General features: G+C 74.7%; 1 protein-coding gene. It reads left to right on the top strand.

All coding sequences use genetic code 11. The features are described from left to right. Nucleotides 1-15,150, top strand: a complete 15,150-nt coding sequence (locus tag ABZ862_RS32240; protein ID WP_360965957.1) for a type I polyketide synthase — start codon at nucleotides 1-3, stop codon at nucleotides 15,148-15,150. The last annotated feature ends 17 nt before the right edge of the window (nucleotides 15,151-15,167 follow it).

Genomic DNA, 15,167 nt, shown 5'->3' on the forward strand with positions numbered 1-15,167 from the left:
ATGGCACACATGGAAAACACCGAGGGCAACGCGAGCACCGAGGACAAGCTCCGTGACTACCTCAAGCGGGTCACCACGGACCTGCGGCAGACCCGCCGCAGGCTCGCCGAGTTCGAGTCCCGCGAGCACGAACCCGTCGCCGTCGTGGCCACCGCCTGCCGTATGCCCGGCGGGGTGCGCACCCCGGAGGACCTCTGGACGCTGGTGACCGAGGGCACCGACACCGTCGGCGCCATGCCCACCGACCGCGGCTGGGACCTCGACGCCCTCTACGACCCGGACCCCGACCGGCCCGGCACCAGTTACGTCCGCGAAGGCGCCTTCCTCTACGACGCGGCCGGGTTCGACGCCTCGTTCTTCGGTATCTCCCCGCGCGAGGCCCTCGCCATGGACCCCCAGCAGCGGCTCCTCCTGGAGACCACCTGGGAGCTGTTCGAGCGGGCCGGCATCGACGTGAACACCCTGCGCGGCAGCAGCACCGGCGTGTTCATCGGCTCCAGCAACCAGGGGTACGCCGTCGACGGCAGCAGCGCGCCCGACGGCGTCGAGGGCCATCTGCTCACCGGCGGTTCCGCGGCCGTCCTGTCCGGCCGCCTCTCCTACAGCTTCGGCTTCGAGGGGCCCGCCGTCAGCCTCGACACCATGTGCTCGTCGTCCCTGGTGGCCCTGCACCTCGCCCTGCAATCGTTGCGCAGCGGCCAGTGCGCGATGGCGGTCAGCGGCGGCGCCACCGTCATGTCGACCACCCGCAACTTCGTGGAGTTCAGCCGCCAGCGCGGTCTCGCCGCCGACGGCCGGTGCAAGCCGTTCGCGGAGAGCGCGGACGGCACCGGCTGGGGCGAGGCCGTCGGCGTACTGCTCCTGGAGCGGCTCTCCGACGCGCGGCGCAACGGGCACCAGGTGCTCGCCGTGATCCGCGGCTCCGCCATCAACCAGGACGGCGCGAGCAACGGTCTCACCGCTCCCAACGGCCCCTCCCAGCAGCGCGTCATCCGCGCCGCCCTCGCCGACGCCGAACTCACCCCCGCCGACGTCGACATGGTCGAGGCGCACGGCACCGGCACCAAGCTCGGCGACCCCATCGAGGCACAGGCCCTGATCGCCACGTACGGTCAGGACCGCCCCGCCGACCGGCCGCTGTGGCTCGGCTCCGTGAAGTCCAACATCGGCCACACCCAGGCCGCTTCGGGCGTCGCCGCCGTCATCAAGACCGTCGAGTCGCTGCGGCACGGCGTCCTGCCGAAGACCCTGCACCTCGACGAGCCGTCCTCCCACGTCGACTGGTCCGGCGGCACCCTGAAGCTCCTCACGGAGTCCGTCGACTGGCCCGAGAGTGACCGGCCCCGCCGCGCCGGTGTCTCCTCCTTCGGCGGCAGCGGCACCAACGCGCACGTCGTGCTGGAGCAGGCGCCGGACGACGACACCGCCGGCACCCTGGAGCCGGTGTCCGCCTCCACCGTTCCGGTGGCGCTGCCCTGGCTGCTGTCCGCCCGCTCCGAGCAGGCGCTGCGCGCCCAGGCCGAGCGGCTCGCCACCGCCGTGGAGGCCGGCGACCTCGACGCCGTCGACGTCGCCCACACCCTCGCGACCGGCCGCAGCGCCCTGGAGGAGCGGGCCGCCGTCGTCGGCGCCGACCGCGCCGAACTTCTGGCCGCCCTGCACGCCGTGGCGCGCGGTGAACAGCCCGCCACCGTCGCCCGCGGCCTCGCGGAGAACCCCGGCGACAGCGTCGACACCGTCTTCGTCTTCCCGGGGCAGGGCGCCCAGTGGGTGGGAATGGCGGTCGAACTCCTCGACTCCTCGCCGGTGTTCGCGGCCCGCTTCCGGGAGTGCGGGGCGGCCCTCGCGCCCTTCGTCGACTTCGATCTGGTGGAAGTGGTCCGGGAGGGGCGGGACTTCGACCGGGTGGACGTCATCCAGCCGGTGCTGTGGGCGGTCATGGTGTCGCTCGCGGCGGTCTGGGAGTCGTACGGCGTACGCCCCTCCGCCGTCGTCGGTCACTCGCAGGGCGAGATCGCGGCGGCCGTGGTCGCCGGGGCGCTGTCGCTCCAGGACGCGGCCCGGGTGGTGGCGCTGCGGAGCAGGGCGATCATCGCGTTGGCCGGGCGGGGTGGGATGGTGTCCGTCGCGCTGACGCGGGAGGGCGTGGAGGAGTTGATCGCCCGCTGGGACGGGCGGGTCTCCGTCGCCGCCGTCAACGGGCCCACCTCCGTGGTCGTCTCCGGTGACGCGGACGCGCTGGACGAACTGGTCGCGTACGCCGACGGAAACGGCATCCGCGCCCGCCGTATCGAGGTGGACTACGCCTCCCACTCCGCGCACGTCGAGCTGATCCGCGACGAGCTGCTGGACGTCCTCGCTCCGATCACCGCCCTCGAGCCCGACGTGCCGTTCCTCTCCACGGTCACCGGCGAATGGGTCGAGTCGGCGGCCACGGACGCCGCCTACTGGTACACCAACCTCCGTGAGACGGTCCGGCTGGAGCCCGCGATCCGCGAGCTGGTCGCCGACGGCCACGGCGCGTTCCTGGAGATGAGCCCGCACCCGGTCCTCACCGTCCCCGTCGCGGAGACCGCCGAGGCCGCCGGAGCCGCCGAGATCCTGGTCACCGGCACTCTCCGGCGCGGCCAGGGCGGCCTGACCCGCCTCCACACCTCCCTCGGCGAGGCATGGGCGCACGGCGTCACGGTCGACTGGAGCCCCGTCTTCGACGGCACCCACCCCCGCCGCACCGACCTCCCCACCTACGCCTTCCAGCACCAGCGCTACTGGCTCGACGCGCCCAGGCCCGCCGCCACCGCCGCCGACCCGCTCGACGAGGCCTTCTGGAAGACCGTCGAGGAGGGCGACCTCGCCGAGTTCGCCCGCACCCTCGGTCTCCCGGAGGACTCCGAGACGCTCGGCTCCGTCGTACCGGCCCTCTCCTCCTGGCACCGCACCCGCCGCGACCGCGGCACCGTCGACTCCTGGCGCTACCGCGTCGTCTGGCGCCCGCAGCCCGAACAGCCCGAACAGCCCGAACAGGCCGGGCAGGCCGGGCAGGGAACGACGCTGGACGGCACCTGGCTCGTCGTCGTCCCCGACGCGCACCAGGACGACGCGATCGTCGGGGACGTGACCCGCCTGCTCGTCCAGGCCGGTGCCGCCGCCGTGCCCGTCGTGATGGACGCCGCCGACCTCGACCGGGCCGCCGTCGCCGAGCAGCTCACCGACATCGCCGCCGCCGACGCCGACAACCCGGTACGCGGCGTGGTCTCCCTCCTCGCCCTCGACGAACGACCCGCGCCCGCCCACACCGGACCGACCGTCGGCCTCACCCAGACGGTCGCCCTGCTCCAGGGCCTCATCGACGCCGGCACCGCAGCCCGCCTCTACCTCCTCACCACCGAGTCCGCCACGACCGGCCACGCCGACGACGCCGTACGGCACCCCCTCCAGGCCGCCGTCTGGGGCCTCGGCCGGGTCGCCGCCCTCGAACAGCCGAAGCTGTGGGGCGGGTTGATCGACCTGCCCGCCGAACTCGACGAACGCACCGGCGCGGCCCTCGTCGCCGTCCTCGCCGCCGCCGGTGACGAGGACCAGCTCGCGCTGCGCCCCACCGGCACCTACCTCCGCCGCCTGGTCCGCGCCCCGCTGTCCGGCCGTACCGCCTCCCGCACCTGGACCACCGGCGGCACCGCCCTGGTCACCGGCGGCACCGGCGGTCTCGGCGGGCACGCCGCGCGCCTCCTCGCCCGCAGTGGCGCCGAACACCTCGTCCTCACCAGCCGGCACGGCCCCGACGCCACCGGCGCCCAGGCGCTGCACGACGAACTCACCGCGCTGGGCTGCCGGGTGACCATCGCCGCCTGCGACGTCGCCGACCGTGACGCCCTCACCGACCTGGTCGCACGGGTCGAGGCGGACGGCCCCGCCATCCGTACCGTCGTCCACACGGCGGGCGTCGGACTCCTCGCCCCGCTCGCCGACACCGATCTCGACCTCTTCGCCGAGGGCCTGCGCGCCAAGGTGCTCGGCGCCGCCAACCTCGACGCGGTCTTCGGCGCCGACCACGCCCCCCTCGACGCGTTCGTGCTCTACTCCTCCGTCGCCGGCACCTGGGGCAGCGGCGACCACGGCGCCTACTCCGCGGGCAACGCCTACGTCGACGCGCTCGCCGACCACCGCCGCGCCCGCGGCCTCGCCGGAACCTCCCTCGCCTGGGGCATCTGGAGTCCCGAGGGCGGCGGCATGGCCGTCAACATCGTCCGGGAACAGCTGAAGTGGCGTGGCATCCCGTTCATGGAGCCGACGCTCGCCGTCGAGGGACTGCGGCAGGCCCTCGACCACGACGACACCTTCCTCGCCGTCGCCGACGTCGACTGGGAGCGCTTCGTCCCCGTCTTCACCGCCGCCCACCCGCGCCCCCTGCTGCACGAGGTGCCCGAGGTCGCCGAGGCGATGAAGGCCGACGAGGCCGTCGTCGCGAGTGCCGTCAGCCGCGCCGACACCCTGCGCGCCGAACTGGCCGCGATGAACCCCGCCGAACGTGACCGCACCCTGTCCGACCTGGTGCGCACCGAGGTCGCCGGCGTCCTCGGCCACGCCGACGGTGCCGACATCGCCGTCAACCGCGCCTTCCGCGAACTCGGCTTCGACTCGCTCACCGCCGTGGAACTGCGCAACCGCCTCAACGCGGCCACCGGTCTCGGACTTCCGGCGACGATCGTCTTCGACCACCCCAACATCCGCGAACTGGTCCGCTTCCTGCGCACCGGCCTCGTACCCGACGACACGCCCGCCACCGGCGCCGGCGCCCCGGCGAACCTCCCCGCGCTGCCGGCGGCCGTGCCCGGCTCCCACGACGACGAGCCCGTCGCCATCGTCTCCATGGGCTGCCGCTTCCCCGGCGGCGTCACCACGCCCGACGACCTGTGGCGGCTGGTCGTCGAGGAGACCGACGCCGTGTCCTTCCTGCCCACCGACCGCGGCTGGGACGTCGACGACCTCTACGACCCCGACCCCGACCGGCACGGCAAGACCTACGCCCGCGAGGGCGGATTCCTGCACGACGCGGCCGAGTTCGACGCCTCCTTCTTCGGCATCTCGCCCCGCGAGGCCACCGCGATGGACCCGCAGCAGCGGCTCCTGCTGGAGACCAGCTGGGAAGTCCTGGAACGCGCCGGGATCGCCCCCGACAGCCTGCACGGCAGCCCCACCGGCGTCTTCATCGGTGCCTCCCACCAGGGCTACGGCTCCCGCACCGAGGTGCCGGAGGGCCTGGAGGGCCATCTGATCACCGGCACCGTCACCAGCATCGCCTCCGGCCGTATCTCCTACACCCTCGGCCTGGAGGGCCCGGCCGTCACCATGGACACCGGCTGCTCCTCCGCGCTGGTCGCCCTGCACCTCGCCGTCCGCGCGCTGCGCTCCGGGGAGTGCTCCCTCGCCCTCACCGGCGGCGCCGCGATCATGGGTGAGCCCATCGGCCTCGTCGGCTTCAGCCGCCAGCGGGGTCTCGCCGTCGACGGCCGCTGCAAGCCGTTCTCCGCCGAGGCCGACGGCATGGGCATGGCCGAGGGCGTCGGCATGGTCCTGCTGGAGCGGCTCTCCGACGCGCGGCGCAACGGGCACCAGGTGCTCGCCGTGATCCGCGGCTCCGCCATCAACCAGGACGGCGCGAGCAACGGCCTCACCGCCCCCAACGGGCTCTCCCAGCAGCGCGTCATCCGCGCCGCCCTCGCCGACGCCGGGCTGTCCACGGCGGACATCGACGTCGTCGAGGCGCACGGCACCGGCACCAAGCTCGGCGACCCCATCGAGGCCCAGGCCCTGCTCGCCACCTACGGGCAGGGACGGCCCGCCGGCAACCCGCTGTGGCTCGGCTCCGTGAAGTCCAACATCGGTCACGCGCAGGCCGCTTCGGGCATGGCCGGCATCATCAAGATGGTCCAGGCGATCCGCCATGGCGTCCTGCCCAGGTCACTCCACGCCGACGAGGTGTCCCCGTACGTCGACTGGTCCTCCGGCGCCGTCGAGGTGCTGTCCGAGGCCCGGCCCTGGGAGACCCACGACCACCCCCGCCGCGCCGGCATCTCCTCCTTCGGCGTCAGCGGCACCAACGCGCACGTGATCATCGAGCAGCCGGAGGCCGAGCCCGAGCCGGAGACCCGTACCCCCGGGTCGGCCGCCCCCGCCGCGCTGCCCTGGCTGCTGTCGGCCCGCTCCACGCAGGCGCTGCGCGCCCAGGCCGAGCGGCTGCTGTCCGCCGTGACCGCCGGGGACCTCGACACGGTCGACGTCTCGCACGCGCTGGCCACCGGACGCGCCGCGCTGGAGGAGCGGGCCGTCGTCACCGGCGCCGACCGCGACGGCCTCCTCGCCGCGCTGACCGCACTCGCCGCCGGCGAGACGGACCCCTCCGTCGTCCGGGGCGTCACCGCGCGGGTCGGCGAACACATCGACACCGTCTTCGTCTTCCCCGGGCAGGGCGCCCAGTGGGTGGGCATGGCGGTCGAACTCCTCGACTCCTCCACCGTGTTCGCCGCCCGGTTCGGGGAGTGCGCCGCGGCCCTCAGCCCCTTCGTCGACTGGTCCCTCGTGGAAGTGGTCCGGGAGGGGCGGGACTTCGACCGGGTGGATGTGATCCAGCCGGTGCTGTGGGCTGTGATGGTGTCGCTGGCGGCGGTGTGGGAGTCGTTCGGCGTGCGGCCCTCGGCGGTGATCGGTCACTCGCAGGGTGAGATCGCGGCGGCCGTGGTGGCCGGGGCGCTGTCGCTCCAGGACGCGGCGCGGGTGGTGGCGCTGCGCAGCAGGGCGATCATCGCGTTGGCCGGACGCGGTGGGATGGTGTCCGTCGCGCTGACCCGGGACGGTGTGGAGGAGCTGATCGCCCGCTGGGACGGGCGGGTCTCCGTCGCCGCCGTCAACGGGCCCACCTCCGTGGTCGTCTCCGGTGACGCGGACGCGCTGGACGAGCTGGTCGCGTACGCCGACGGAAACGGCATCCGCGCCCGCCGTATCGAGGTGGACTACGCCTCCCACTCCGCGCACGTCGAGCTGATCCGCGACGAGCTGCTGGCACTCCTGGCGCCCATCGTGCCCCGGGTCCCCGAGGTGCCGTTCCTCTCCACGGTCACCGGTGAATGGCTCGACCAGGACGTCACCGACGCGGAGTACTGGTACACCAACCTCCGCCGGACGGTGCAACTGGAGCCCGCGGTGAGGAAGCTGGCCGCCACGCACGGTGCGTTCCTGGAGATGAGCCCGCACCCGGTGCTCACTGTCCCCGTCGCGGAGACCGTCGAGTCGGCGGGCGTAGAAGCCCTGGTCACCGGCACTCTGCGGCGCGGCCAGGGCGGTCTGACCCGCCTCCACGCCTCCCTCGGCGAAGCCTGGACGCACGGTATCGCCGTCGACTGGAGCCCCGTCTTCGACGGCACCCGTCCCCACCCCACCGAACTCCCCACCTACGCCTTCCAGCACCAGCGTTACTGGCTCGACGCCCCCGAACCCGCCGGCCCCTTCGCCGACCCGGTCATGCTGGCCGGCGTCGACCTCGCCGACGACGGCTTCTGGGCCTCCGTCGAGGACGGCGACGTCAGCGCACTCGCCGAGACGCTCGGTCTGGACGACCTCGAGTCGCTCGAGTCGCTGGGCACCGTCGTACCGGCCCTGTCCTCCTGGCGCCGCACCCGGCTCGAGCGCTCCACCACGGACAGCTGGCGCTACCGCATCGTCTGGCGCCCGAAGACCGAACAGGGCACACCCCTCACACGGTTGGACGGCACCTGGCTCGTCGTCGTCCCCGAGGGCCACGAGGACGACACCCTCGTCCAGGACGTCACGGCCGCCGTACGCGACCGCGCCGGCGCCCTGCGCATCCTCGTCGCCGGCGACCCCGAGGCCGAACGCGACCAACTCGCCGACCTGCTGCGCCTGGAGACCGCCGACGGACCCGTCACCGGAGTGCTGTCGCTGCTCGCCCTCGACGAACGCCCCTGGGCCGACGGGACCGCCCTGCCCACCGGCCTCGTCCTGATGACCAGCCTCATCCAGGCCCTCGGCGACGCCGGGATCGACGCACCCCTGTGGTGCGCCACCCGGGGCGGCGTCGCCGCCCACCGCAACGACCCGCCCGAGCACCCCCTCCAGGCCATGGCCTGGGGCCTCGGCCGCATCGCCTCCATGGAGTACCCGCAGCGCTGGGGCGGCCTCATCGACCTGCCCGACACGATCGACGAACGCGCCGGCCGGCGCCTGGCCACCGTGCTCTCCGACCGCCTCGACGAGGACCACATCGCCCTGCGCGGCTCCGGCCTCTTCACCCGCCGCCTGGTACGCGCCGGAGACGGCCCCCGCCCCGACGGACCGGCCTGGCAGCCCGGCGGCACCGTCCTGGTCACCGGCGGCACCGGCGGACTCGGCCGGCATGTCGCCCGCTGGCTCGCCCGCGGCGGCGCCGAACACCTCGTCCTGGTCAGCAGGCACGGACCCGACGCCCCCGGCGCCGCCGAACTCGTCGCGGAGATCGCGGAACTGGGCGCCGCGGCCACCGTCGTCGCCTGCGACGTCGCCGACCGCGACGCCGTACGACGGCTCGTCGACGACCTGCCCGGCGGCGGCACCCTGACCGCAGTCGTCCACACCGCCGGCATCATCGACGACGGCGTCATCGACGCCCTCACCCCGCAGCGCGCCCACGGCGTCCTGCGCCCCAAGGTCGACGCCGCACTCGCCCTCCACGAGGCCACCCGCCACCTCGACCTCTCCGCGTTCGTCCTCTTCTCCTCCATGGCCGGCACCCTCGGCCGCGCCGGCCAGGGCAGCTACGCCGCCGCCAACGCCTTCCTCGACGCCTTCGCCGCCCGCCGCCGCGCCGACGGACTGCCCGCCACCTCCCTCGCCTGGGGCACCTGGGCCGGAGGCGGCATGGTCAGCGACGAGGTCGCCGAACGGCTGCGCCGCGACGGCGTACCGCCCATGGAACCCGACCTCGCCGTCGCCGCGCTCCAGACCGCCCTCGACCAGGACGAGGAGTTCCTCGTCGTCGCCGACGTCGACTGGAAACTCGTCACCGTCCGCGCCTTCGCCGCCCTGCGCGACTTCCCCGAGGCCCGCGGCACCGCCGTCCCCGCCCTCCCGCAGGGCAGCCCCGAGAAGGAGGGCGGCGTCCAGGACGGACCGCCGCTGACCGCCCGGCTGCGCCGCCTCACCCCCGCCGACCGCCGCGCCGCACTGCTCGCCGAGGTCCGCACCCAGGCCGCGGCGGTACTCGGCCACACCGACGCCGAAGCCGTCTCCGACACCCGCGCCTTCCGCGACCTCGGCTTCGACTCGCTGACCGCCGTCGAACTCCGCAACCGCCTCGCCGAGGCCACCGGCCTGCGCATGCCCGTCACCCTGGTCTTCGACCACCCCTCGGCCGCCGCACTCGCCGCCCACCTCGACGCCGAACTCTTCGACGGCCTCGACGACGGCCCGGCACTCTCCGAATCCGACGGCGCGGCCGTCGCACGGACGGCGCAACCCGTCGCCGACGACCCGATCGTCATCGTCGGCATGGGCTGCCGCTTCCCCGGCGGCGTCACCTCGCCCGAGGAACTGTGGCGGCTGGTCGCCGACGGCACCGACGCCATCTCCGAGTTCCCCGACAACCGCGGCTGGGACGTCGACAGCCTCTACGACCCCGACCCCGACAAGCCCGGCCACAGCTACGCCCGGCACGGCGGATTCCTCTACGACGCCGACGCCTTCGACCCCGCCTTCTTCGGTATCTCGCCCCGCGAGGCCGTCGCGATCGACCCCCAGCACCGGCTGCTCCTGGAGACCTCCTGGGAAGCACTGGAACGGGCCGGGATCGACCCCGGGCAGGTCCGCGGCAGCCGCACCGGCGTGTTCGTCGGCTCCAACTACAACGACTACGGAACCAGGGCCCGCCAGGCCCCCGACGGCCTCGAGGGCTACCTGGCCACCGGCAGCGCCAGCAGCGTCGCCTCCGGCCGCATCGCCTACACCTTCGGCCTCGAAGGCCCGGCGGTGACCGTGGACACGGCCTGCTCGTCGTCCCTCGTCGCCCTGCACCTCGCCGTGCAGGCCCTGCGCTCCGGCGAGTGCACGCTCGCCCTCGCGGGCGGCGTCACCGTCATCTCCACCCCGGACACCTTCGTCGAGTTCAGCCGCCAGCGCGCCCTGTCCCCCGACGGCCGCTGCAAGGCGTTCTCCGCCGACGCCGACGGCGCCGGCTGGGCCGAGGGCGTCGGCCTGCTCCTCCTGGAACGTCTCTCCGACGCCCGCCGCCACGGCCACCAGGTCCTCGCCGCCGTCGCCGGCACCGCCGTCAACCAGGACGGCGCCTCCAACGGCCTCACCGCACCCAGCGGACCCGCCCAGCAGCGCGTCATCCGGGCCGCCCTCGACGCCGCCGGACTCACCCCCGCCGACGTCGACGCCGTCGAGGCGCACGGCACCGGCACCAAGCTCGGCGACCCCATCGAGGCCCAGGCCCTCCTCGCCACCTACGGCCAGGAACGCCCCGCCGACCGGCCGCTGTGGCTCGGCGCCCTGAAGTCCAACATCGGCCACACCCAGGCCGCTTCGGGTGTCGCCGGCATCATCAAGATGGTCATGGCGCTGCGCAACGGCGTCCTGCCGCGCACCCTGCACGCCGGCACCCCCTCACCGCACATCGACTGGGAGTCGGGCGCGGTACGGCTGCTCGACGAGGAACAGGTGTGGGAACGGGGCGACGCGCCGCGCCGGGCCGGCGTCTCGGCGTTCGGCGTCAGCGGCACCAACGCGCACGTCATCCTCCAGGAGGCGGAACCCGAGGCACCGCACAGCGACACCGGGCCCCAGGCCTCGCCCGCGACCCCCGTGGCCTTCACCGCCCCGGTGGCCGTGCCCTGGCTGCTGTCCGCCCGCAGCGCCGCCGCCCTGCGCGACCAGGCACGCCGCCTGCTCGACCACGTCGCGGCCGACCCCGCCGTGATCCCGGCCGACATCGCGCTCTCCCTGGCCACCGGCCGGGCCGCCTTCGACCACCGGGCCGCCGTCGTCGCCGACGACCCCGCCGTCTTCACCGAGGCCCTCACCGCCCTCGCCGAGAACCGCGACCACCCCGAACTCACCGTGGACAAGGCCCGTTCCGGCAAGGTCGCCTTCCTCTTCTCCGGCCAGGGCGCCCAGCGCCCCGGCACCGGCCGCGCCCTCTACGCCCACTACGACGCCTTCGCCGACGCCCTCGACACCGTCTGTGCCCACCTCGACCCCCACCTCGAAACCCCCCTGCGGAACGTCCTGTTCGCCGAGCCGGACACCCCGGAGGCCGCCCTCCTCGACCGCACCGACTACACCCAGACCGGCCTGTTCGCCCTCGAAGTCGCCCTCTACCGGCTGATGGAGAGCACCGGCCTCAAGCCCGACGTCGTCCTCGGCCACTCCGTCGGCGAGATCGCCGCCGCCCACATCGCCGGGGTGCTCTCCCTAGACGACGCCTGCCTGCTGGTCGCCGGCCGGGGCCGCCTGATGGCCGCCCTCCCGGAAGGCGGCGCCATGATCTCCGTACAGGCGTCCGAGGAGGAAGTGCTCGACCTGCTCGCGGAGTACGAGGGCCGGGCCTCCGTCGCCGCCCTCAACAGCCCCCTCGCCACCGTGATCTCCGGCGACGAGGACGCCGTCACCGCGGTCGCCGACACCCTCGCCGCCCAGGGCCGCAAGACCCGGCGCCTGAACGTCAGCCACGCCTTCCACTCGCTCCGCATGGACGCCATGCTCGACGAGTTCACCACCCTCACCTCCCACCTCACCTGCAACGCACCCGAACTGCCCGTCGTCTCCGCCGTCACCGGCGCACCCTACGGAGCCGCCGAACTCGGCGACCCCGCCCACTGGGCCCGCCAGGTCCGCGAGGCCGTACGGTTCGCCGACGGCGTCCGCACCCTGGAGGAACAGGGCGTCACGACCTACGTCGAGATCGGCCCCGGCGCGGTGCTCACCGCCCTGACCGGCGAGACCGTCACCGGCGACACCGGCCTCGTACCGCTGCTGCGCCGCGACACCGACGAACCCGAGTCGTTCACCGCCGCCCTCGCCCGGCTGCACGTCCGCGGCCACGCACCCGACTGGGCCGCCCTGCTCGCACCGCTCGGCGCGCGCCAGGTCGACCTGCCCACCTACCCGTTCCAGCGCGGCCGCTACTGGCTGGAGTCCACCCCGGGCGTACGGGACCTCGCCCGCACCGGCGTCGAGGCCGCCGGGCACCCGCTGCTCGACGTGGCCGTACCGCTGGCCGGCTCCGACGGCGTCCTGCTCACCGGCACCGTCTCCGTGGAACGCCAGCCCTGGCTGCGCGACCACGCCCTCGGCGACACCGTCCTCCTCCCGGGCACCGCGTTCCTCGAACTCGCCCTGCACGCCCGCGAACGCGCCGGTGCCGCCCGCATCACCGACCTCACCCTGGAAGCCCCCCTGGTCCTCCCGGCCACCGGCACCGTCCAGCTCCAGGTCACCGTCGCCCCCTCCGACGGCTCCGGCAACCGCGCCCTCACCGTGCACGCCCGGCCGCTGAGCACCCACGGCGACGAGGGCCTGCCCTGGACCCGGCACGCCGAGGGCACCCTCACCGACGCACCGGGAACCGCGGCTCCCGAACCCCTCGGCACGACGTCCTGGCCGCCCGCCGGAGCCGAACCCCTCGACGTCTCCGACCTCTACGACCGCATCGCCGCCGGAGGCTTCGACTACGGCCCCGCCTTCCGCGGCCTGCGCGCCGCATGGCGCCTCGGCGACGACGTCTACGCCGACATCGCACCCGGAGCGACCGGCGCACCCGGCGAAGGTGCTCCGCGTGCCGAGGACTTCACCGTCCACCCGGCCCTGCTGGACGCCGCCCTGCACACCGTCGCCCTCGCCGCCGACCCCGACGGCCCCACCCTGATGCCGTTCGGCTTCACCGGAGTCACGGTGGGCGCCGCCGGACCCGCCGCACTGCGGGTACGGCTCACCCCGGCGGGCGAGCAGCGCTACGCGGTCCTGGTCGCCGACGCCACCGGCGCGCCGGTCGCCGGCATCGACGGGCTCGTCCTGCGCCCGGCCGAGGCGCGGCGCCCGGTCACCGGGGCGGCGGAACTCCACCGGGTGCGGTGGGTGCACGCCGACCTGCGGGACGGGGACGACGGCTCCCTCGCCGTCATCGGCAGCGTTGATGCCCTGCCCGTGGCGGGCGTGACGCGCCACGACACCCTCGACGCGCTGCGCGCCGCCGTCGACGCCGGGGCACCGCTCCCGGCGACGGTGCTGGCCGCCGTACCCGCCACCGAGGGCGCTCTCGACGAGGCGGCACGGCTGACCACGGCGCGGGCGCTGGAGCAGGCGGTCGCCTGGCTGGGCGACGAGACGTTCGCCGACGCCAGACTGGTCCTCGCCACCCGCCACGCCGTGGCGGTGTCGGACACGGACGCGGCCCTCACCGACCCGGCACAGGCCGCCGTATGGGGCCTGATCCGCACCGCGAAGAACGAGAACCCGGGCCGCTTCGGCCTCCTCGACCACGACGGCACCCCCGCCTCCCTGGCCCTGCTGCCCACGGCCCTCGCGGGCGGCGAGGCGGAGACGGCCCTGCGCGACGGCACGGTCTTCGCGCCCCGCCTGATCCGCACCCCCGCCCCCGCTCCCGCCGACGCCACCGCCGACGCGGCACCGGCCGTCCGCCTCGACGCGTCGTCCGGCACCGTCCTGGTCACCGGGGCGTCCGGAGTCCTGGCCCGCCAGGTGGCCCGCCATCTGGCCACCGCGCACTCCGCCCGCGCCCTGCTGCTGGTCAGCAGGCGTGGCGCGGACGCCGAGGGCATGCCCGAACTGGCCGACGAACTGCGCGGCCACGGCACCGAGGTGACGCTCGCCGCCTGCGACACGGCCGACCGCGCCGCGCTCACGGAACTCCTCGGACAGCTCCCCGCCGACCGCCCGCTGACCGCCGTGATCCACACGGCGGGCGTCCTGGACGACGGCGTACTGGAGTCCCTGACGCCCGAACGCCTCGACACCGTCCTGCGGGCCAAGGCCGACTCCGCGCTGCACCTCGACACCCTCACCCGGGACGGCGAGGCCCCCGTCGCCCTGGTCCTGTTCTCCTCGCTCGCCGGAACCCTCGGCGGCGCCGGACAGGGTAACTACTCGGCGGCCAACGCGTTCCTCGACGCCCTCGCCGCCCGCCGTGCCGCCGCCGGACACCCGGCACTGTCGCTGGCCTGGGGCCTGTGGGCCGAACGCAGCGGCATGACCGGCAAGTTGGGCGAGACCGACTGGCGCCGGGTGCAGCGCGGCGGCGTCCTTCCGATGGACACCGCGGACGCCCTGGCCCTGCTGGACACCGCGCTCGCCGGCCCGGAGACCTTCCTGGCCCCGGCCGCGCTCGACCCGGCCGGCCTGCGGGCCCCCGACGGCTCGGTACCGGACCTGCTGCGCGACGTCGTACCGCCGCGTCCGCGCCGAACGGCCCGCGCGTCGGCCACCACCACCGTCACCGGCCAGGCCACCGGACCGGACTCCGCGGAGGGACTGGCGGCCCGCCTCGCCACCCTCCCGCAGGCCGACCGGCACGCCGCCGTCCTGCGGGCCGTACTGGACCAGGCGGCCCTGGTCCTCGGCTACGACACGGCCGGTGCCGCCGACACCATCGACCCCGAACGGGGCTTCCTGGAAGTCGGTTTCGACTCCCTGACCGCCGTCGAACTGCGCAACCGGCTCGGCGCCCTCACCGGTGTCCGCCTGCCGGCCACGCTGCTGTTCGACTACCCCACCCCCGAGGGCCTCGCCGGCCACCTCCTCACCAGGATGGCCCCGGCGCCCGCCCCGACCTCCGGCGGCCTTGCCGCACTCGAGCGGCTGGAGGGCGAACTCGACCGCATGGAAGGAGAGTTCCAGCAGGTGCTGGCCGAAGCCGGACCGCACGACGGACACCGCGACGCACTCCACGAAGGAGACCGCGACGCACTCGACCCCGGACTCCACGACGGACTCCGCAGCCGGCTCCAGCGGCTGCTCGACCAACTCGACGCGGCCGCGGTCCCCGTGGGACCGGCGGCCGGTACCGACCGCACCGCCCACCCGGACGAGGTGTCGGACGACGAACTGCGCCGGTTCCTGGAGACCGAACTCGGCGACGCCTGACAGAAGAAGGGGCGGCC

The sequence above is a fragment of the Streptomyces sp. NPDC047000 genome (assembly GCF_040644295.1).
In the GTDB taxonomy this organism is placed as follows: Bacteria; Actinomycetota; Actinomycetes; order Streptomycetales; family Streptomycetaceae; genus Streptomyces.

What these genes read in the sequence shown, in the direction of transcription:
- ABZ862_RS32240 (WP_360965957.1), top strand. Translation starts at nt 1, where the DNA reads ATGGCACACATGGAAAACACCGAGGGCAACGCGAGCACCGAGGACAAG.